The following is a 20645-nucleotide window of genomic DNA, read 5'->3' on the forward strand; positions in this document are numbered from 1 at the left end:
ACGCATGAGCCTGATCACACTCCCAACCCCCACCCGGCGCGCACTCATCTTGGGTCTTGGCGCGACGCTCGTCGGTCTTGAGGCTGTGGCTGCACCGCCCAAGCCGGCCGTCGTGACGATGCTGGGCGACTCGATCACGGCGGGCCTTGGCCTGCCGGCGCGTGACGCCTTGCCGGCCCAACTGCAGGCGACCCTGGAACGCCTTGGCGTCAAGGTGGTGGTACGCGGCGCGGGCGTGTCGGGCGACACCAGCGGCGGAGGCCTGGCGCGGGTCGATTTCAGTGTCGGACCCGACACAACCGTCTGCGTGGTCGCCCTGGGCGGCAACGACCTGCTGCAGGGGGCTGACCCGGCGCGCACCAAGGCCAATCTGCGCCGTATCATCGACAGGTTGAAGGCGCGCGGCATCAAGGTGGTGCTGGCCGGGGTTCGGGCACCGCCCCTGATCGGCGCATCCTATGCCCGCGAGTTCACCAACCTGTACCCGGCCCTGGCGCGCGAAACGGGCGTGTCCTACCACCCCGACTTCGTCACCGGGGTGGTGGGCGTGCCCCGCCTGATGCAGCGTGACGGCATTCATCCCAACGCGGCCGGCGCGCGCATTGTCGCCGAGCGACTGGCCCCCACGGTGGCGGCGGCGCTTCGGAGATAGGCCGCCGGCACGCCCGTCTATTTCTCGATCAGCGTCGATGCGTGAGCGGGCGTCACCGCCGTGTGAGCGTGGCCGCCGAACACCCGGCCCATGCGCTTTTCCGCCCGGGCCTTGAGGCCATCCATCAGGATGAACACCACCGGCACATAGAGCAGCGACAGCAGGGTCGAGGTGATCAGGCCGCCGATCACTGCGATCGCCATCGGGGCGCGGAACTCGACATCGGCGCCGAAGCCGACCGCGACGGGCAACATGCCCACGCCCATGGCGACTGTCGTCATCAGGATCGGCCGGGCCCGCTTGTGGGCGGCGTCGACAATGGCCTCGCGCTTGGTCATGCCGTGTTCCTTCATGGCCATGATCGCGTACTCGACCAGCAGGATCGAGTTCTTGGCCGCGATCCCCATCAGCATCAGGATGCCGATCAGGGTTGAGACCGAGAAGCTCGACTTGGCCAGCACCAGCAGGCCAAACGCGCCGCCGATCGCCAGGGGCAGGGCGACCATGATGGTGATCGGGTGGGCGAAGCTGCGGAACAGCAGCACCAGCACGACATACATCAGCAGGATGCCGGTGATCAGTGCGGCTGCGAAGCCGACGATCATCTCCTGAATGAACTCGATGTCGCCCGCTGCGACTTCGCTGACCCCGGCCGGCAGGTTCTTGACCGACGAGAGCTCGTGGACCCGTTTGCTGGCTTCGCCCACGACGATGCCGTCAAGTTCGGCGGTGATGGTGGCGACGCGCGAGCGGTCCTGGCGGCTGATCTGCGAGGGGCCGGCACCAAAGCGCACGTCCGCCACGGCGTTCAGGGGCACCGGGCCGTTCGAGGTCGGCACTTGCAGGGTCTGGAGCACGGCCAGGTTTTCGCGGGCGTTCTGGGTCAGGCGCAGGCGGATCGGCACCTGGCGGTCGCCCAGATTGTACTTGGGCAGGTTCTGGTCGACGTCGCCGATGGTGGCCACTCGGACCGCCTGGGACAGGGCACCCGCCGAGACGCCGGCCCTGGCCGCCTGGTCGGGCTTGGGCGTGACCACGATCTCGGGACGGGCGATGGCGGCGGTATTGACCACATGCGCCAAGCCGGGCACGCCGCGCATCTGGGCTTCCACCTTTCGCGCCGCAGCCTCCAGCGCAGGTCCGTTGTCGCTTACGAGGCTAAGCTGGAAGCTGGTGCCGTCGCTGGGGCCGCCGCCGCTGTTGGAGCCTGCGCCGATCCGCGCGCCGGGGATGGCGGCGAACTGATCGACCATCAGACGGCTGAATTCCTGCTGGCCCATGCGCTCGCCCTTGGGGACCAGATCGGCGTTCAGGGTGGCGGTGTTGACGGCGTTGTTGCCGCCGATCGCCGCATAGACTCCCACCACTTCAGGGCGGGCCCGCAATTCGCGGGTCATGCGCTGCACGATAGCGTCGGTCTCGTCCAGGGTCGCGCCCGGCGGCAGTTGCACCGAGAACGGCGCGCGGCCACGGTCAGCCGCCGGCGAGAACTCGAACGGCAAGGCCTTGGCCAGGAGGACCGATCCGACGATCATCGGAATGCCCATCGCCAGGACTTTCCAGCGATTGTCGAGCGACCAGTTGAGGCTGCGAAGATAGGGACCCATCCACGAGGGGTCCTTGTCCTCGTGCTTGGTGCTGGCCTTGAGCATGTAGGCGCCCATCAGAGGCGTCAGCAGGCGAGCGACGACCAGCGAAAACAGCACCGAAATACAGGCCGCAAGGGCGAAGGCCTTGAAGAACTGGCCGATGATGCCCGGCATGAAGCCCACGGGGGCGAACACCGCCACGATGGTGAAGGTGGTGGCCACGACGGCCAGGCCGATCTCGTCGGCCGCCTCCATCGCCGCCGCATAGGGCGTTTTGCCGCCCCGCATGTGGCGGACCATGTTCTCGATCTCGACGATGGCGTCGTCGACGAGGATGCCGACCGTCAGCGACAGGGCCAGCAGGGTGATGCTGTTGAGCGACTGGTTCAGCGGGGCCATGATGGCGAAGGTCGGCAGCAGCGACATCGGGATGGCCACGGCGGCCAGGAAGGTCGCACGCCAGTCGCGCAGGAATAGCAGCACCACCAGTACGGCCAGCACCGCGCCCAGGATCAGCGCCTCCATCGAGGCCAGATAGCTGTCCTCGATGTATTTCACCTCAGAGGTGATCTCCTCGATCTCGACTTCCGGATGGGCCGCGTCGAGCTTGAGAACAGCCTTGCGGACTTTCTCCGCCGTCTGAACTTCACTGGCCCCGCGCGAGCGGACCATGTTGAAGGTCACCACTTCCTGGCCGTCATAGCGGGCGCGCGAGCGGGGTTCGGCCCAGCGATCCTCGACCGTGCCCAGATCGGCCAGACGCACCGTGCCGCCTGCGCTCAGCGGAATTCGGGTCTCGCGGAGCTGGTCGATGGAGCCGGCCGCGCCGAGGGTGCGGATGGCTCTTTCCGATCCCGAAATGGTCACCCGGCCGCCGGGCAGGTCGGCGTTGGAGGACACCAGGGCCTGGCTGACCTGTGCGGCGGTGACACCGCGCGCGGCCAGGCGGTCCGGATCCAGGGCCACCTCTATCTCGCGATCGACACCGCCCCGGCGGTTGACCTCGCCGACGCCCTTGAGGGCCAGAAGGCTGCGGCTGACCTCGTTGTCGACAAACCAGCTGCGCTGTTCGGGCGTCAGGGTTGGAGCCTTGACCACATAGGTGATCAGAGGATCGCCCGAGATGTCGATCCGGGTGACGTTGGGCTCCTGCATGTCCTGGGGCAGGTCGCCGCGCAGGCCCGACATCGCGTTACGCACGTCGTTGGTGACGCGCTCGTGGTCCACGCCCAGCTCGAACTCGATGAAGGTCGTGGACGCGCCGTCGGTGATGGTGGAGTTGATGTGGCGAACCTGGCCCAGGCCCGCGATCGAGTCTTCGATCAGGCGCGTGACCTGGGTTTCAAGTTCGCTGGGCGCCGCGCCGGGCCGAATGGCCGTGACCACCACGAAGGGCAGATCGACGTCAGGGTTGTTGTTGATCCGCATGCTGCGGAACCCCGCCACACCGGCGATGGTCAGCAGCAGGAACAGCAGGATGACGGGGATCGGGTTCTTGATCGCCCAGGACGAGATGTTGCCCATCGCGCGGCGCTCCTAGCGGGCCGACTTGGCGGCGGCGGATGTGGTGGGCACGGCGCTGGCGATGCGGACCACATCACCCTCGCCCAGGAAGCCTGCGCCCTCGACCACAACCTTCTCGCCGGCGGTCAGGCCGCTGGCGGCGATCTTGTCGGCGGTGGTGGCCAGGATGACGATGCGGCGGAAGCGGACCTGGTTGAGGCCATCGACCACGAACACACCCGGGCGGTTTTCGCGATACAGCACGGCAGCGCTGGGCACGGTCAGGGCGGGCTGGTCTCCGGCCTGGATGGTGGCGCGGGCGAACATCCCGGGTCGGAAGCCGCCCATGGTGGTCAGGGCGACGCGGGCCACGCCCAGGCGGGTGGTGCTGTTGACCTCGGACGTGACGATGCGGACGCGGCCGGAGGTCTCGCCAAGACGCTCGGAGACGATGGTGGCCGGCATGCCGGGCTTGACCAGCAGCAGGTCGGTCTCGGGGATCTCGGCGTCCAGTTCCAGGCGGCTGTCGCGGACGATACGGAAGACTTCCGCGCCGGTGCTGACGATTTGGCCCTTGGTGACGCTGCGGCGGCTGATCAGCCCGCTCACGGGCGCGCGGATGGCGGTCTGGGCCAGGCGGGCGGCGGTCTCGCCGCGCGCGGCCTCTGCGGCGGCGACCTGGGCGCTGGCGGTCTGCTGGCGCGCCAGGCTGGTCTCGAGCGAGGCCTGCGAGAGATAGCCCTTGGCCTGAAGTTCGCGCGAGCGGCGCAGGGCCGCCTCGGCCTCGGCCAGGGTGGCTTTTGCGCTGGCGACGCTGGCGTCCTGCTGCCGCAGCTGGGCGCTGAGCAGGGTGTCGTTGAGCTTGACCAGCACCTGGCCGGCCTGAACCGTCTGGCCCTCGTCGGCATTGACCGAGATGGCCGTCAGGCCGCCGGTTTCGGCCCCGACCGGGACCTCTTCCCAGGGCGAGATGGTGCCGGTGGCGTTGATAATGCGCGGAACGGCCTGGGTGCTGACGATCGCCACGCCCACGGTCTGGGCCGAGGCCGGCCTGGTCTTGGTGTCCTTGGCTTTCTTCTCGCCGCCCTGGCATCCCGTCAGCGCCAGAACGCTCACACCGAGAACCGCCACTAGCGCGCCGGTATGCCTGACGCGCGTCTTGTTCCCGTTGTGCACGATCGTCCCCGATGTCCCAGAAAGCCTCTCTGGCCTTCTAGCCGACAAACCTCAGGTCGCTCAGTTAAATGATCGTAAGACGATATGGCCGGGGCGGATCAGAACGACGGTTTGCCTGCCGATTGGGCCCGTTGCGCGCGCTGGAAGCTGTCTCGCGCCTGCATTCTGGCCCAGTAGGCGGCGACCGCCGGTGAAAACTCGCCGGAAAGCCCCAGCGAACTGGCCAGCAGCAGGGCGTAGGCGATGGAGATGTCGGCGCCCGTGAACTGCTCGCCGGCGGCATGGTCGCGGGTCTGCAGGATCTGGTCCAGGCCCTTCAGGCGCGACAGGAACCAGCGGGCATAGTCCTGCGCCACCTGCGGGTTTCGGCGCTCTTCGGGCTCCAGGCGCGAATAGCGCAGCACAAGGGTCTGGGGGAAGGTGAGGGTGGCCTCACCGAAATGCAGGCCGTTCAGATAGGCGCCATAGGCGGGGGCGTCGGGCTTCACCGACAGCGCCCCGCCGCCGTGGCGCATCGACAGATACTCGATCATCGCCGCCGACTCGGTCATCCGCGTCTCGCCATCGACCAGCAAGAGGATGGTGCCCAGCGGGTTCTCGGCCAGATATTCGCGCGCCAGAAAACGCGGCGGGAACGGCAGGAGTTTCAGCTCATAGGCCAGGCCCAGCTCTTCCAGCGCCCAGAGGGGCCGGAAAGAGCGGGCGTCGCGGCAGTGATAGAGGGTGATCATCGCGCGACTAGAGCCGCTCGATGATCGTCACATTGGCCAGGCCGCCACCCTCGCACATGGTCTGCAGGCCATAGCGGCCGCCAGACGCGCGCAGGGCGTGGACCAGGGTGGTCATCAGCTTGGCACCCGAACCGCCCAGCGGATGGCCCAGCGCGATGGCACCGCCATTGACGTTCAGGCGATCAGGATCGGCGCCCAGCACCTGAAGCCAGGCCGTCGGCACCGAGGCGAAGGCCTCATTGACCTCATAGAGGTCGATGTCGTCGATCTTCAGACCGGCCCGTTGCAGGGCCTTCTGGGTGGCGGGGATCGGCGCCTCCAGCATGATCACCGGGTCGTGGCCGATGACGGTCATGTGGTGGATGCGGGCAAGGGGCTCGACGCCCAGGGCCTTGAGGCCCCGTTCGTTGACCACCATGACCCCGGCGGCGCCGTCGCAGATCTGGCTGGAGGTGGCGGCGGTCAGACGGCCGTCCTCCTGCAGCAGCTTGACCCCGCCGATCGACTCCAGCGTCGCCTCGTAGCGGATGCCTTCATCAGTGGTGTGGCGCTCGGCGCTTCCATCGGCCAGGGTGATGTCCAGGGGCACGATCTCGGCGTCGAACTTGCCGCCCCTGGTCGCGGCGATGGCGCGCTGGTGGCTGGTCAGGGCAAAGGCATCCAGGGCTTCGCGGCTGAGGCCATACTTCTTGGCGATCATCTCGGCGCCGGCGAACTGGCTGAACTGGATGTCGGGATATCGCGCCTGAATCTTCGGGCTCATATAGCTGCCGAAGCCGTTCTTGTAGGGCAAGGTCGAGGGCAGGCCCATCGGCACGCGGCTCATGCTCTCGACGCCCGCAGCGATCACCACATCCATGGCGCCGGACATGACGGTGGCGGCGGCGAAGTGCAGGGCCTGCTGCGACGAGCCGCACTGGCGGTCGACCGAGGTGGCCGGAACGCTTTCGGGCAGGCTGGAGGCCAGAACGGCGTTGCGGGCGATATTGACCGACTGCTCGCCCGCCTGACCGACGCAGCCCATGATGACATCCTCGATCAGGGCGGGGTCTGCGCCGCTGCGCGCGACCAGGGCGTCGAGCACCGCAGCCCCCAGATCGGCTGGATGCCAGCCCGAAAGCCGTCCGCCCCTGCGGCCGCCGGCGGTGCGCGCGGCGGCGACGATATAGGCCTGCCCCATGATGTCTCTCCCTGCTTTTGCAGCAACGGATCAGAAAACGCAAGGCCTGTCTTCTATGACGCGGCGTCAGTTCGCCTGGGTCGCCAGCGCCCCATGGCGCCGATGAACAGCGCGCCCATGACCAGATAGCTGAAAGCGTTGCCGGCGACGAAATAGGCCCGGCCCCAGATCTTGGGGTCGGCCATCACGGCCAGATGCAGCACCACGCTGAGCGCATGGAAGCCGCAGGCCCACAGCGGCCACCATCGATTGGACCGCAGGGCGATGAACAGCAAAACCGCCAGCAGCAGCACGTCGATGATCATCACGCCCCATTGAGGGCCCCACAACTGGGTGCCGTTCAGCGAAAGGGCGGTGGCCAGCCAGGCGGCCAGCATGGCGCTCGCCCCCAGGCGTTCAGGCCAGCGCCCCAGCCAGAGCCCGGCTCCGACCGAAACGACCAGCGCCAGGAAGCTGGCCCATTGATACAGTGAGTGAAAGATCATCGACCGCAGGGTGACCTGATCGGTTGAAAAAGCCAACGCCCCGCCGGTTCGACCCGACGGGGCTTGCTTGGCCGTCAGGCGACGTGGCGCTCTATGGAGGTCAGGTGTCCCGTCAGACCCGGGGTCGGAGGCTTGTCGCCGCCGCCTCCGAACGAGACCGCCGACAGGCCGATATCGTGCTGGGCTATGGTCAGGTGCCTGTGGGTGACCACGATGTTCTCGCGGGCATGGCCCAGGGCCTGCATCGTCTGGATCGCCGACATCAGGGCGTCCTGGCCGACCATGGCCGACAGATTGGCTTCCTGCCGGGTGGTCGGCATCAGGCCGGCCAGATTGGCCGTGCTGGCGATGGCGGCGTCGATCGCCTTCTCGGCGGCGAACAGGGCTTCGGCGACCGTATCGGCGGCCAGGCGGCGTTGCTTGAGCATGAGAAGTCTCCTCGCGCCAGGCGAGCCCGGCGCGTTGTGAAGGGATGACGAGGGTTTGAAAGGTCCGCTGCGGCGCGGACTCAGACGTTCTGGAACATCGCTTCCAGGGCGTGCAGGCCGGCCAGGATCGATCCGAACGCCAGGGCGGTCACGATCATCACGGCGACGATGAAGGCCAGGCGATGCAGGACTGTCAGGCCATTGGGTCCTCCTCCGAATCCGGGGAGGTGGAACTCTCGGGGTCGCGATCCGAGGGAAAGGTCTCGTCCATCACCGCGCAGGCGATGCTCAGGATCTCGCGCAGGACCATCTCGGTCGGCTTGAACGGCGCCTGCTTGCGCGTGGCGCTGATCAGGTCGGGAACCATGGCTGCGTTGGCCGGGTTGGCCGACAGGCTGGAAAGCTGTCTGGTCAACTGGCTCCAGCTGAACTGGGGCGCCATGTCGTGGATCGAATTCAGCGTCGGCCAGTCGCGCTGAAAGCGGCGGATGTCTTCCTGCAGATGGGCCACCCGGCTCACTGCGTCTTTCTGATGCGGGTTCAACTCGGTCACTGAACGCTCCTCCCTCAATGCAGTCAGCTGACTGCAATGAAGGCGCGTCGCCCAGCCGGGCCGTGTGGGGCCCTGATCCGATCGGAGGGGGGGTATCAGAGGAGGGGAGGGGCTCCGAACGGTCGAAGGCCAGACGCGCGGCGGCGTATCGGTCTGCCGCGCCCAGGCGCTTGCGAGCCTTGTCCAGATGCCAGTCGACGGTGTGCTTGGAGAGGCCCAGTTCGCGGGCGATCTCCTTGGAGCTCATGTGGCGATCAACCAGCCGGAGGCATTCGCGCTCACGCTCGGTGAGCCGATCAAGGCCGCTTGACGCCTCGGCCACGTGGCTCGCCCCCTTGTCCATGGTCTGATCTTAAGCTTGGCAGAACGGCAGGCAAGCTTGGGGCTGCAAAGATCTGGCGATCATCGCGGCGCAAAGGTCTGACTTAGAGGGTTGAAGACACCTTCCACAGGTCGATGCCGCCTTCGGAGGCGTGCTGATCGATCCGCGCCAGTTCATCGGCCGTGAAGGCCAGATTGTTCAGGGCCGCCAGCGAATCCTCCAGCTGGGCCACCGTGCGTGCGCCGATCAGGGCAGAGGTCACGCGCGGATCGCGCAGTACCCAGGCCAGGGCCAGCTGGGCCAGGGTCTGGCCGCGCGCCTTGGCGATGGCGTTCAGGGCCTTGATCCGCTCGATGTTGTCGGCAGTCAGCAACTGGCCGCTGAACGAGCCTTCCTTCGAGACGCGCGAGTCGGTGGGCACGCCGTTCAGGTACTTGCTGGTCAGCAGGCCCTGGGCCAGGGGAGAGAAGGCGATACAGCCCACCCCCAGGGCTTCCAGTTCATCCAGCAGGGCGTCCTCGATCCAGCGGTTCAGCATCGAATAGGACGGCTGATGGATCAGCAGGGGCACACCCTCGGCCTTCAGGATCGCGTGGGCCTGGCGGGTCAGTTCGGGCGAGTAGGACGAGATGCCGACATACAGCGCCTTGCCCTGGCGATGCAGGTGGGCCAGCGCGCCCATGGTTTCTTCCAGCGGCGTCGTTGGATCCACGCGGTGCGAATAGAAGATGTCGACATAGTCCAGGCCCATGCGCTTGAGGCTCTGGTCGCAGCTGGCGATCAGATACTTGCGCGAGCCGCCGATGCCGCCATAGGGGCCCGGCCACATGTCCCAGCCGGCCTTGGTGGAGATGACCAGCTCATCGCGATGGGCCTTGAAATCGGCGGCCATCACCCGGCCGAAGTTCTCCTCCGCCGAGCCGTAGGGAGGGCCGTAGTTATTGGCCAGGTCGAAATGGGTTACGCCCAGATCGAAGGCGCGCTGCAGGATCGCCCGGCCGGTCTCGAAGACGTCGGTACCGCCGAAGTTCTGCCACAGGCCCAGAGAGATCGCCGGCAGGTCCAGGCCGCTGCGGCCCGTACGGCGATAGGGCATGGCGTCATAGCGATTCGTGGCGGCGACATAGGCCATGGCGAGCCTCCCTGGTGCGAGCCGGATCAGGCCGGCGCGTCAATTTATGACAACGTTGTCAATCTATCGTCAGAATGACGGCTGGCAAGGGGGAGGCGTCAGGCCTCGCGGCGGGCGGCTTCGGACTCGGTCGAGGGCGACGCGGCGCGGATCAGTTCCAGAACGTCGACGATGATCAGCCGCATCGCGGTGGCGGCCTTGTCGGCGTCGCGAGCGATGATCGCTTCAGCCACGTCCTCATGCGAGGGGATCGAGGCGGTTCGGCCCTTGATGCGGTTGGTGAACCGGATCGAGATGCGCAGGGCGGTGTTCACCAGCTCATCCAGTTCGCGATAGAACGGGTTCTTGGTCGCGTTCAGGATCGAGATGTGGAAGGCGATGTCGGCCGAGAGGGGGTCATCCTCGCCGTCAGCGGCGGCCTTCATGCGGCGCAACCCCTTGCGGATCTCTTCCAGGCCGGCTTCGTCGGCGTTGCGGGCGGCAAGAGCGGCGGCGGCGGGTTCGATGCCAAGCCGCATCTCGGTGAACTCGGCCAGCAGGCGAAGGCTGAACTTGCGCTCCAGCAGCCAGCGCAGCACGTCAGGGTCCAGCAGATTCCATTCGCCCTCGGGCTCAACCACCGTGCCGTGGCGAGGCCGGGCGCTGAGCAGGCCCTTGGCAGTCAGCATCTTGACCGCTTCGCGGGTTACGGTGCGACTGGCACCAAACTGCTTGGACAGTTCCCCCTCGGTCGGAAAGCCGACGGCGACATAGTCGCCTGTGACGATGGCCTGACCGAGCGCCTCGACAAGACCATAGGTCAGACTGACGCCGGGCTGGGTTCGCATCGACTGTTCTTCTTTCCTACGCAACCGGCGCGCCGTGAATCACCTACGTGTAGCCTTGTTCGGTGAAGCTCGGAATATCGACCTTGCACAGGTCTACATCGCCGGAACATGGTTGTCTGACCTTTCCGCATCGCGCCAGAAGCACGGAAGGCCGGAACGCCACAAGGTATGGGCCGGACGCAGGACTGCGCCCGGCCTGCTCAAATCACCACCAGGTGGCGTAGAGGGCGATCAGGATCAGGATCACGCCCAGACCCGCGATGTTGAAGCCGTTGGTGGTCTTGTAGCTGACCCCTTCCAGGCTCACGATATTGACCTCTTTCTTCTGCGGCGCGACCAGCGACACGAGGACGGCCGCCCCAAGGGCCAGCAGGAAGACCAGACCCACGCGGTTCATGAACGGCATGGCGGGCAGGGCGAACTTCAGGGCCAGGGACAGGATCACCGAGCCAGCCGTTGCCACCAGGGCGCTGGCGGTGGTGGCCTTTTTCCAGAACAGGCCCAGCATGAAGATCACCACGATGCCCGGCGTGAAGAAGCCGGTATATTCCTGGATCAGCTGGAACACCTGATCGGCACCGCCCAGCAGGGGCTTGGCGGCCAGGATTCCGACGATCACGGCGACAACGGCGGTGACCCGGCCTACCAGAACCAGATGCTGCTCGGAGGCGTCCTTCTTGGCCTTGGCATAGAGGTCCAGGGTGAAGATGGTGGCGATCGAGTTGATCTTGGCGGCCAGCGAGGCGACGATGGCGGCCACCAGGGCGGCGAACACCAGGCCTAGCAGGCCGGGCGGCAGCAGTTTCATCATCTCGGGATAGGCCTGGTCCGGCTTGGCCAGATCAGGCGCCAGGATCAGGGCGGCCAGGCCCGGCACCACCACGATCACCGGCATCAAAAGCTTGAGATAGGCGGCGAAGGCGATGCCTTTCTGGGCCTCGGCCAGGTCCTTGGCACCAAGGGCGCGCTGGATGATGTACTGGTTGAAGCCCCAGTACGACACGTTCATCACCCACAGGCCGCCGAACAGCACGGCCAAGCCCGGCAGTTCCTTGTAGTGCGGATTGTCCTTGCTGAGGATCATGTCGAACTTTTCGGGGAACTGGTTCATCAGGGTGCTGAAGCCCGCTAGCACACCCTGGCCATCGCCGATCTTGTTCAGCGACAGGAAGACGATGATCAGGCCGCCGGTGATCAGCAGGGCCACCTGAACGATGTCGGTCAGGGCCACGGCCTTCAAGCCGCCCCAAAGCTGATAGGCCAGGGCGAAGACGCCGATGGCGATCAGGGCGGTCATCTGATCCACCCCGGCCACGGTGTGGACGGCGATTGAGCCCAGCCACAGGATCGAGGTCAGGTTCACGAACACATAGAGTCCCAGCCAGAACACGGCCATCAGGGTGCGAACGCTGGGTCCGTACCGCTGCTCCAGGAACTGGGGCATGGTGCTGATGTTGTTCTTCAGGAAGATCGGCAGGAAGTACTTGCCGACGATCAGCAGGGTCAGGGCCGCCATCCATTCGTAGGACGCGATGGCAAGGCCCAGGGCGTAGCCCGAGCCACTCATGCCGATGATCTGCTCGGCCGAGATGTTGGCGGCGATCAGCGAGGCACCGATCGCCCACCAGGGCAGGGCCTTGCTGGCCAGGAAATAGTCGTTCGAGGTCTTCTTGTGGCCGCCCTTGTCGCGGGAAACCCACTGGGCCAGGCCGAAGATGGCGACGGCGTAAATCGCCAGAATGACGAAATCGATGGTTTGCACGTGGTTCCCCCCAGGGACGGTAGGCTGTGACTTGTTGTTCTTGGCTGCGATCTAGGCGGTCTGGGTAGTCCAGGCGGCAACCAGGGCGGCGGCGCGCTGGCCAACCTCCTCGGCGGTGTAGCCTGGCCGATAGAGTTCGCCGCCCACGCCGATGCCGGCGACTCCGGCCGTCAGCCAGGGCTCGAGATTGGCCGCGCCCACGCCGCCGACGGCATAGACCAGGATGTCCTTGGGCAGCACGTCCTTGACCGCCTTGATGTGGCTGGGGCCAAAGCTGCTGGCCGGGTAAAGCTTCAAGGCCCGGGCCCCGGCCTTAACGCCGGCGAAGGCTTCGGAGGGCGTGGCAAAGCCCGGCATGGCGGTCAGGCCAAGGGCGACGGCGCGGGCGATGACTTCAGGATCGGTGTTGGGCGTGACAATCAGCTTGCCGCCGACCGCCGCGACGTCATCGACGGCCTGGGGCGTCAGCACCGTGCCCGCGCCGCACAGGGCCACGTCGCCATAGGCCTCGCAGAGGCGCCGGATGCTTTCTAGCGGCTCGGGAGAGTTCAGCGGCACCTCCATGGCGCGCACGCCGGCCTCGACCAGGGCCTTGGCTATGGCCACGACCTCGTCGGGCTTCACGCCCCGCAGAATGGCCACGATGGGTGGGGGACGAGGGGTGCTGGCTTCAGGCGAGGACATGGAAATCACTGTTCTTTCGAGGCGACAACGTTGTCAATCCGGCCAGAACCGCGCTGTCGCCGTCGATAGCGGTAACAGCGCCGCCCTGGCTGGCTATGGCTTGGCCGTAAAAATGGTTCAGCGCCGGAGCGCCGATCAGGGCCACCTGGCCCAGGTCGCCGAACCACTGCCGGGCGGCGGCCGCGTCGGCCCCGATCAGCAGGCCCGACAGGAAGCCCATGGCGTCGGCGGCGGGCAAAGCGTCCAGAAGCTGACGGGCGCGGGTCTCGAACAACAGGTGCGGCAGCAGGGCAGGGCCGTGCTCGACAAGGCGCGATAGGCCCATCGCAAAGCCTGTGTCCGAGCCCTGGACGTCAGCGGCGACGCCGGCCGCCAGGGTTGAATGCTGGCGCAGCAGGGCGAAGGTCTCGCCGATCGGCGCGGTGATGAAACCGGTAATCGCGCCGTCCTCGACCACGGTCCACTTGCTGTGTGTGCCGGGCAAAACCAGCAGGTGGCGACCCTGCTTGAGGGCGGGATCCAGTTCGAGGGCGCCCAGGATCTGGGTCTCCTCGCCACGCATCACGTCGGGGCCGCCCAGGGGATTGATGCAGGACAGGCCCGGAACGATCGCCACGGGCAGGCCGTCGGCGTCGAAGCGCAGCATCCGCTCGCGCAGGTCGGCGGGGCCGGCCGGGCAGGGGGCGTAGGCCGCCTCTTTCCAGCCGATGCGTGAACCGACCATGCCGCACAGGATGGCACCGGACGGGCCAGCCTCGCGCCAGTCGCCGACCAGGTCCAGGAAGGTCTGCTCCGGCGACGTGACCAGCGCGCTGACGCCGGGACCGTCGCGCCGGTCCAGCACGCTTTTGCCCTGGCGCAGATACAGCCGCAGTCGCGATGTGCCCCAGTCGCCGAAGATCGTGATCGACGGGTCCATCAGTGGCTTTCGCGTGTGACGACCGAGCCGGACGAGCCGACCAGGAAGTCGAGGTCAGCGCCCTTGTCGGCGCCCAGCACGTGGTCGACATAGAGCTTGGCATAGCCGCGTGTCGCCTTGGGCGGTGGCGGATCGGCGCGCCAGGCGGCCAGGCGGGCTTCCATCTCCTCATCCGAGATGGCGAGGCTCAGGGCGCGGGTCGGGCCGTCCAGGGTGATCAGGTCGCCGTTGCGCACGATGGCCAGGGGGCCGCCGGCGTCCGACTCGGGCGAGACGTGCAGGATGACGGTGCCAAAGGCTGTGCCGCTCATGCGCGCATCGCTGATGCGGACCATGTCCTTGACGCCCTTTTCCAGGATCTTGCGCGGAAGCGGCATGTTGCCGACTTCGGGCATGCCCGGATAGCCCTTGGGGCCGCAGCCCTTGAGAACCAGGATCGAGGTCTCATCGACGTCCAGGTCGGGGTCGTCGATGCGGGCGCGGAAGTCTTCGATGGTCTCGAACACCACGGCCTTGCCGGTGTGGCTGCACAGCTCGGGGCTGGCCGCGCTGGGCTTCATCACCGCGCCGCCGGGCGCCAGGTTGCCGCGCAGCACCCAGATGCCGCTGTCGGGCTTTACCGGGTTGTCGAGGGGGCGGATGACTTCGGTATTGTAGACCTCGGCCTTCTCATACTGGGCCCCGATGGGCGCGCCGGTCACGGTCAGGGCCGTGGGGTCCAGGAACGGGGCCAGCGCCTTCATCACGGCGGGCACGCCGCCCGCATAGTGCAGGTCTTCCATCAGGAAGCGGCCCGAGGGTTGCAGATCCACCAGCAGCGGCACGTCGCGCGACAGCACGTCGAAATCTTCCAGGGTCAACTCGACCCCCAGCCGGCCCGCCAGGGCCAGCAGGTGGACCACGGCATTGGTCGAGCCGCCGATGGCGGCATGGACGCGCAGGGCGTTCTCGAACGACGCGCGGGTCACGACCTGAGACATGGTCCGGCCCTCATTGACCATCCGCACGATGGCGCGACCGGTCTCGTGCGACATGGCCTTGCGACGGGCGTCCACGGCCGGGATGGTGGCGTTGAAAGGCAGGCTCATGCCCATGGCTTCGACGATGCTGGCCATGGTCGAGGCGGTGCCCATGGTCATGCAGGTGCCGGGCGAGCGGCTCATGCCACTCTCGGCCGACATGAATTCGGGCAGGGTCATCTCGCCGGCCCGGACCGCTTCCGAGAACTTCCACACGTCAGTGCCCGAGCCGATGTCCTTGCCGCGGAACTTGCCGTTCAGCATGGGTCCCGAGCTGATGACGATGGTCGGCAGGTCGACGCTGGCCGCGCCCATCATCTGGCCCGGCGTGGTCTTGTCGCAGCCGCCCAGCAGCACGACGCCGTCGATCGGATTGCCCCGGATCGACTCCTCGACGTCCATCGCAAGCAGGTTACGAAACAGCATGGCGGTGGGCCGCATCTGGGTCTCGCCCAGGCTGATGGCGGGGAACTCCAGTGGCAGGCCGCCGGCTTCCCAGACGCCGCGCTTGACGTGTTCGGCGATGTCGCGAAGGCCGGCGTTGCAGGGGGTAATCTCGGACCAGGTGTTGCAGATGCCGATCACGGGGCGGCCGTCGAACACGTCGTCGGGCAGGCCCTGGCTCTTCATCCAGCTGCGGTGGATAAAGCCGTCCCGGTCGAGCTTGCCGTAAGATCCACTGCTGCGCAGGCCCTTGCCTGCGGTCTTGTCACTCATATCCGCCCCTATCGCCGGCCTGTTCCGGCCGCCCAAGCTCTTCGATCGCATTTATAGTATTATTTGGGCACCTGCAATCGAAGCCGCTTCCAGCGCAATCGCTGGATCGTTCAGGGGCCGCAAGAGGTGTGGCAAGAAAACCCCGTTCACCTGTGAAATGATAGCGCTATCATAAATGTCTTGATGATACCAATTATACGACTATAGAGATCCCCCTAGATCGTGCGGCGTTCGCACGTCACCGGCGCCAAGAAGGCCGGGGCGGATCAACTAAAACGGGGGAAGGAACCGGGCATGAAGAGCCTCAATCACTCGCATCGCAATCTCATGATGATGGGCGCCTCGGCGCTGGTCCTGAGCCTCGCCGCGCCATCGCTGGCCCAGGCCCAGGCGCCGGCTCAAGACGTTGCCGTCGTTGACGAGATCGTCGTCACCGGCCAGCGCGCGGCCATCCAGTCGGCGCAGAAGCTGAAGCAGAACGCCGAACAACTCGTCGACTCGATCACCTCGACCGATATCGGCGCGCTTCCTGACCGTAGTGTCACCGAGGCCCTGCAGCGGGTCGCCGGCGTGACCATTGGCCGGACCTCGGACGGTCGCGATGCCGACCGGATCTCGGTCGAAGGTTCGGGCGTCCAGGTGCGCGGCCTTTCGTGGGTCCGCGGCGAACTGAACGGTCGCGACAGCTTCGCGGCCAAGAGCGGCCGTTCGCTGAGCTTCGAAGACATCCCGCCCGAGCTGATGGCCGGTGTGGACGTTTACAAGAACCCCTCGGCTGACATCGTCGAAGGCGGCGTCGGCGGCACCGTAAACCTGCGCACGCGCCTGCCCTTCGACAGCAAAAAGCGCATCCTGGCCTTCTCCGCCGACATGAGCATCGGCGACATGGCCAAGACGTGGCAGCCCACGGGCTCGGTGCTCTACAGCGACCGCTGGGACACCAATGTCGGCGAATTGGGCTTCCTGCTCAGCCTTTCGGACTCGCAACTGAACAGCCGTACCGACACGATCTCGGTTGATCCCTACAACGCCCGCACCGACCTGGTGCCCGGCAAGACGGTCTATGTCCCGGGCGGCTTCGGCTATCGCAGCCTGGACTTTGAACGCGAGCGCAAGGGCATTGCTTCGGCACTGCAATGGCGCCCGAACGATCAGTGGGACGCCAGCCTGCAGTTCATTCGCTCGTCGGCCAATCAGGCTTCGACCGAACGCGCCATCGGCTTCAACCCCGGTTCGGGCGCAGGTCCGGCCAAGGGCACGACCTTCACCTACGACGCGAACGGCCATTTCGTGAAGGGCACGCTGGCCAACGCGAAGGACGGCGAGAGCCTGGGCACTTCGCTGATCGACACGCGTTTTGCTGAGCGCAGCTCGGTCACCTCCGACTATGCGCTGAAGGTCAACTACAACCCGAACGACAAGTGGGCCTTGTCGGCGGACGTTCAGTACATCTACGCCAAGACCAAGACCGTCGACTTCACGGCCTTCCACTCGCTTGGCGCGGACAGCGCTCCCGCCAGCCTGGACCTGACCGGCGACCTGCCTTCCGTCACCGTGAACAACAACACGGCCTACACTTCGAACCCGTCCAGCTACTACCTCAACGCGGCGATGGATCACCATGATCGCAACGACGCCAGCGAGTGGGCGCAGCGGCTCGACGGTGCCTACACCTTCGACGACGGCGGCTGGCTGAAGTCGTTCCGCTTCGGGGTCCGCAACACCTATCGCGAATCCACGACCCGCGAGACGAACTACAACTGGGGTGCCGTGGCGCCCAGCTGGTCGGTGCCGAACCCGACGATCAACACGCTGGCGGCCTACCAGGGCAATTATGCGCTCTTCCCGTTCACCAACTACTTCCGCGGTGACGTCAACCTGCCCGCGACGTTCATCATGCCGAACGCGTCGCTGGTCCAGAACTACGCCCAGGGCGGCGCTCTGCTCGCCAAGCTGGCCTCGACCAATGGCGGCTGGTGGAGCACCTTCAACGGCAACTACGACAACCTGACGGCCGGCGGCAGCCAGGGCGGTGTCAACCGTCAGAAGGAAAAGACCCTGGCCGCCTACGGCCTGCTGCGCTTTGGTCACGATGTGTCGCTGTGGGGCGGCGAGCGTGAGCTCGACGGCAATATCGGCCTGCGGGTGGTGAAGACCGAGAGCGAAGGCAAGGGTATCGAGCTGTTCTCGCAGAACAATACCCGGACCGTTCCGGCTGCTGACCTTGCGTTCGGTAACGGCGCAAAGACCGACATCACCGGTGCTCGCGACTATGTCAGCGTGCTGCCCAGCCTGAACGCGCGCCTGAAGCTCACGCCCGAGATGTTCGTTCGCTTCGCGGCGGGCAAGTCGATCGTGCGCCCGGACTTCGGTCAGCTGCAACCGTTCTTCTCGATCAGCGCGACGAACGGCTTCCTGTCGGGTTCGGTCTGCGGCAGCTCCATCCCGGGCGGCGAGCAGGGCAACTGCGTCTACCAGTACACGGCCAACGGCGGTAACCCGGAGCTGAAGCCCATCCGCTCCAACCAGTACGACCTGGCCTATGAGTGGTACTTCGCGCCGACGGGCAGCGTGACGGCGACCCTGTTCTACAAGGACGTCTATAACTTCGTCACCAACGGCGTCACCAAGACCCCGTTCACCAACAACGGCGTGACCCGCGACGTCCTGGTTTCGCAGCCCTACAATGCCGGCCACGGCACCATTAAGGGCTTTGAAGTCGCCTACCAGCAGTACTACGACTTCCTGCCCGGCGCTCTGAAGGGTCTCGGCGTTCAGGCCAACTTCACCTATGTTGACAGCCAGGGCTCGCGCAACGCCGCGTCCAACCCTTACGACTCGACGCAGGTGTCTGGCATCCTGGCCGGCAAGGCCGACGACCTGCCGCTCGAGGGGCTGTCCAAGAAGAGCTACAACGTCGCCGCCCTGTATGACCTGGGCAAGGTGTCGGCGCGCCTGGCCTACAACTGGCGTGAGCGCTACCTGCTCTCGACGGCGGCCGCCAACATCAACATCCCGGCCTGGTATGGCGACTACGGTCAGCTGGACGGCTCGATCTTCTACTCGATCGATGACAACCTGAAGGTGGGCTTCCAGGCCGTGAACCTGACCAACACCAAGACCAAGATCCTGGTGAGCTACCCGGGCAGCCCGCAAGTCGGTCTGACCGAGCACAACTGGGTTGTGGCCGACCGCCGTTACTCGGTCGTTCTGCGCGGCACCTTCTAAGGTTTCCGCCATCGGTTGACCTGAAGGCCCCTGTCCGCCCGATCCTGGATCGATCGCGGGCAGGGGTCTTTCTGTTTGTGCTCCGGACCTCTAGCTTTCAGTTCCAAGTTTCGAGACCCCCGCCCATGACCGAGCATCCTCCCCGCAAATTCGTCGTCGTCGGCGGTGGAACGGCCGGCTGGATGGCCGCAGCGGCTCTGGTCCACGCGCTCAAGGGGCAGGTGGGAACTGTCGAACTCATAGAATCCGAGGAGATCGGAACGGTTGGGGTCGGCGAAGCGACCATCCCGCCGATTCAGTTCCTCAACAGCCTCCTGGGCATCGACGAATTCGACTTCATCCGGAAGACCCAAGCGACCTTCAAGCTCGGCATCGAGTTTCGGGACTGGACCCGCAAGGGACACAGCTATTTCCACCCGTTCGGTCCGCACGGCACCTCGATCGAGGGCGTATCATTCCATCACTACTGGCTACGTTTGCGCGCCCAGGGCGATACCAGCCTGCTGGACGACTATGCGATGGCGACGGTCGCCGCCCGCATGGGCAAGTTCGCGGTGCCGCCCAAGGAGCTGCCGCCGGGCGTTCCTGGCCTGGGCTATGCCTATCATTTCGACGCCGGACTCTATGCCCGCTACCTGCGGGCTTACGCCGAAGCGCGGGGTGCCCGGCGCACCGAGGGCAAGATCCAGTCTGTCAGGTTGCGGGCGGAAGACGGCTTCGTCGAGGCGCTGGAACTTGAGGACGGGCGCCGGGTCGAGGGCGACTTCTTCATCGACTGTTCCGGCTTTCGTGGCCTGCTCATCGAGGGCGCGCTGCAAACGGGCTACGAAGACTGGTCAGCCTGGCTGCCCTGCGATCGTGCCTTGGCCGTCCCGTGCGAAAGTGTATCGCCGCTGACCCCGTTCACGCGCTCGACGGCGCGAGCGGCCGGATGGCAGTGGCGCATCCCGCTGCAGCATCGGATCGGCAACGGCTATGTCTATTCCAGCGGGTTCATCAGCGACGACGACGCTGCGGCCACCTTGCTGGACAATCTGGACGGAGCCGCTCTGGGTGACCCGCGTCCCCTGCGCTTCACCACCGGTCGGCGCAAGAAGTCCTGGAACAAGAACGTCGTGGCCCTGGGGCTGGCCAGCGGGTTCATGGAGCCTCTTGAGTCGACCAGTATCCATCTGGTCCAGACAGGCGTCATGCGCTTGCTTTCGCTGCTGCCGGTCAAAGACCATGACGAGGCGACCGCGACCGAGTTCAATCGCTTGACCCAGATTGAATACGAGCAGATCCGCGATTTCCTGATCCTGCACTATCACGCCACAGAACGTGATGACTCTCCGCTCTGGAATTACTGCCGGACCATGGCGATCCCCGACAGCCTTCAGCACAAGATTGATCTCTTCCGCAGCCGGGCCCGTGTGGCCCGGTTTGATGACCAGCTCTTTGCCGAGCCCAGCTGGCTTGCCGTTTTTCTGGGGCAGGGCATCGTCCCCAACGGCTATGACCCGCTGGCCGATGCGCCGGCCCTGTCGGATGTCTCGGCCAAGCTCGCGGCCATTCGCGGCGGAATCCACAATCTGGCGTCCCGCTTGCCGTCTCACGAGCAGTTCATAGCGGCGACCTGCCGGGCCGGGAACTAGGCCGAGGTTCGAGATGATAGCGCTATCAATTTTCTTGCTGGTCTGAATTATATGACTATAGTTCAGATCTCTGACGCTGATGGTTCCTGCGAGCCTATCAGCTC

Annotated in this window: 16 protein-coding genes and 1 pseudogene; 3 read left to right on the top strand and 14 right to left on the bottom strand. The window is 65.9% G+C overall.

Annotated features, from left to right (window positions below; translation table 11 throughout):
- Positions 1–4 precede the first annotated feature (4 nt).
- Positions 5–652, top strand: coding sequence for an arylesterase (locus tag ACW179_RS09155; RefSeq protein WP_492063981.1), 648 nt, complete (start codon positions 5–7; stop codon positions 650–652).
- Between the two features lie 17 nt (positions 653–669).
- On the opposite strand, the gene ACW179_RS09160 is transcribed toward ACW179_RS09155, so the two are convergent.
- From ACW179_RS09160 to ACW179_RS09225, 14 genes and pseudogenes are all read right to left on the bottom strand, one after another.
- Positions 670–3765 carry an efflux RND transporter permease subunit gene (locus ACW179_RS09160; protein WP_492063982.1) on the bottom strand — a complete coding sequence of 1032 codons (3096 nt, stop codon included), beginning with the start codon at positions 3763–3765 and terminating at the stop codon, positions 670–672.
- Positions 3766–3777: 12 nt separating this feature from the next.
- Positions 3778–4860, bottom strand: coding sequence for an efflux RND transporter periplasmic adaptor subunit (locus ACW179_RS09165; protein ID WP_492063983.1), 1083 nt, complete (start codon positions 4858–4860; stop codon positions 3778–3780).
- Positions 4861–5018: 158 nt separating this feature from the next.
- On the bottom strand, positions 5019–5651 hold the full coding sequence (locus tag ACW179_RS09170) for a glutathione S-transferase family protein (protein WP_492063984.1): 633 nt from the start codon (positions 5649–5651) through the stop codon (positions 5019–5021).
- Positions 5652–5658: 7 nt separating this feature from the next.
- Entirely contained in the window at positions 5659–6831 is a 1173-nt protein-coding gene (locus ACW179_RS09175) for an acetyl-CoA C-acetyltransferase (protein WP_492063985.1), read from the bottom strand.
- Between the two features lie 53 nt (positions 6832–6884).
- Positions 6885–7352, bottom strand: coding sequence for a hypothetical protein (locus ACW179_RS09180; protein ID WP_492063986.1), 468 nt, complete (start codon positions 7350–7352; stop codon positions 6885–6887).
- A 38-nt stretch (positions 7353–7390) separates the two neighbouring features.
- On the bottom strand, positions 7391–7744 hold the full coding sequence (locus ACW179_RS09185) for a hypothetical protein (protein ID WP_492063987.1): 354 nt from the start codon (positions 7742–7744) through the stop codon (positions 7391–7393).
- 193 nt (positions 7745–7937) lie between these two features.
- Complete coding sequence (locus ACW179_RS09190) at positions 7938–8297, bottom strand: hypothetical protein (RefSeq protein WP_492063988.1); 360 nt, start codon at positions 8295–8297, stop codon at positions 7938–7940.
- 139 nt (positions 8298–8436) lie between these two features.
- Positions 8437–8640 (bottom strand): annotated as a pseudogene (locus ACW179_RS09195) (helix-turn-helix domain-containing protein); the annotation flags it as partial.
- A gap of 82 nt (positions 8641–8722) precedes the next feature.
- Complete coding sequence (mgrA, locus tag ACW179_RS09200; protein ID WP_492063989.1) at positions 8723–9751, bottom strand: L-glyceraldehyde 3-phosphate reductase; 1029 nt, start codon at positions 9749–9751, stop codon at positions 8723–8725.
- A 98-nt stretch (positions 9752–9849) separates the two neighbouring features.
- Entirely contained in the window at positions 9850–10578 is a 729-nt protein-coding gene (locus ACW179_RS09205) for a FadR/GntR family transcriptional regulator (protein WP_492063990.1), read from the bottom strand.
- 205 nt (positions 10579–10783) lie between these two features.
- Positions 10784–12340 (bottom strand): sodium/sugar symporter, encoded by a 1557-nt coding sequence (locus ACW179_RS09210; protein ID WP_492063991.1) that lies wholly within the window; start codon positions 12338–12340, stop codon positions 10784–10786.
- 51 nt (positions 12341–12391) lie between these two features.
- A complete protein-coding gene (locus ACW179_RS09215; protein ID WP_492063992.1) occupies positions 12392–13024 on the bottom strand; it encodes a 2-dehydro-3-deoxy-6-phosphogalactonate aldolase in 633 nt (210 codons plus the stop codon).
- Positions 13011–13943 carry a 2-dehydro-3-deoxygalactonokinase gene (locus tag ACW179_RS09220; RefSeq protein WP_492063993.1) on the bottom strand — a complete coding sequence of 311 codons (933 nt, stop codon included), beginning with the start codon at positions 13941–13943 and terminating at the stop codon, positions 13011–13013. Before ACW179_RS09220 ends, ACW179_RS09215 begins: the two co-directional genes overlap by 14 nt.
- Positions 13943–15679, bottom strand: a complete 1737-nt coding sequence (locus ACW179_RS09225) for an IlvD/Edd family dehydratase (RefSeq protein ID WP_492063994.1) — start codon at positions 15677–15679, stop codon at positions 13943–13945. Before ACW179_RS09225 ends, ACW179_RS09220 begins: the two co-directional genes overlap by 1 nt.
- A gap of 294 nt (positions 15680–15973) precedes the next feature.
- Here ACW179_RS09225 and ACW179_RS09230 point away from each other — a divergent pair, with 294 nt between their 5' ends.
- Entirely contained in the window at positions 15974–18907 is a 2934-nt protein-coding gene (locus ACW179_RS09230) for a TonB-dependent receptor (RefSeq protein WP_492063995.1), read from the top strand.
- A 125-nt stretch (positions 18908–19032) separates the two neighbouring features.
- The gene (locus ACW179_RS09235; RefSeq protein ID WP_492063996.1) at positions 19033–20541 is read left to right on the top strand and encodes a tryptophan halogenase family protein; all 1509 of its coding nucleotides are present in this window, start codon (positions 19033–19035) and stop codon (positions 20539–20541) included.
- Positions 20542–20645: the final 104 nt, after the last annotated feature.

This window comes from Caulobacter sp. AVps18 (assembly GCF_058681425.1).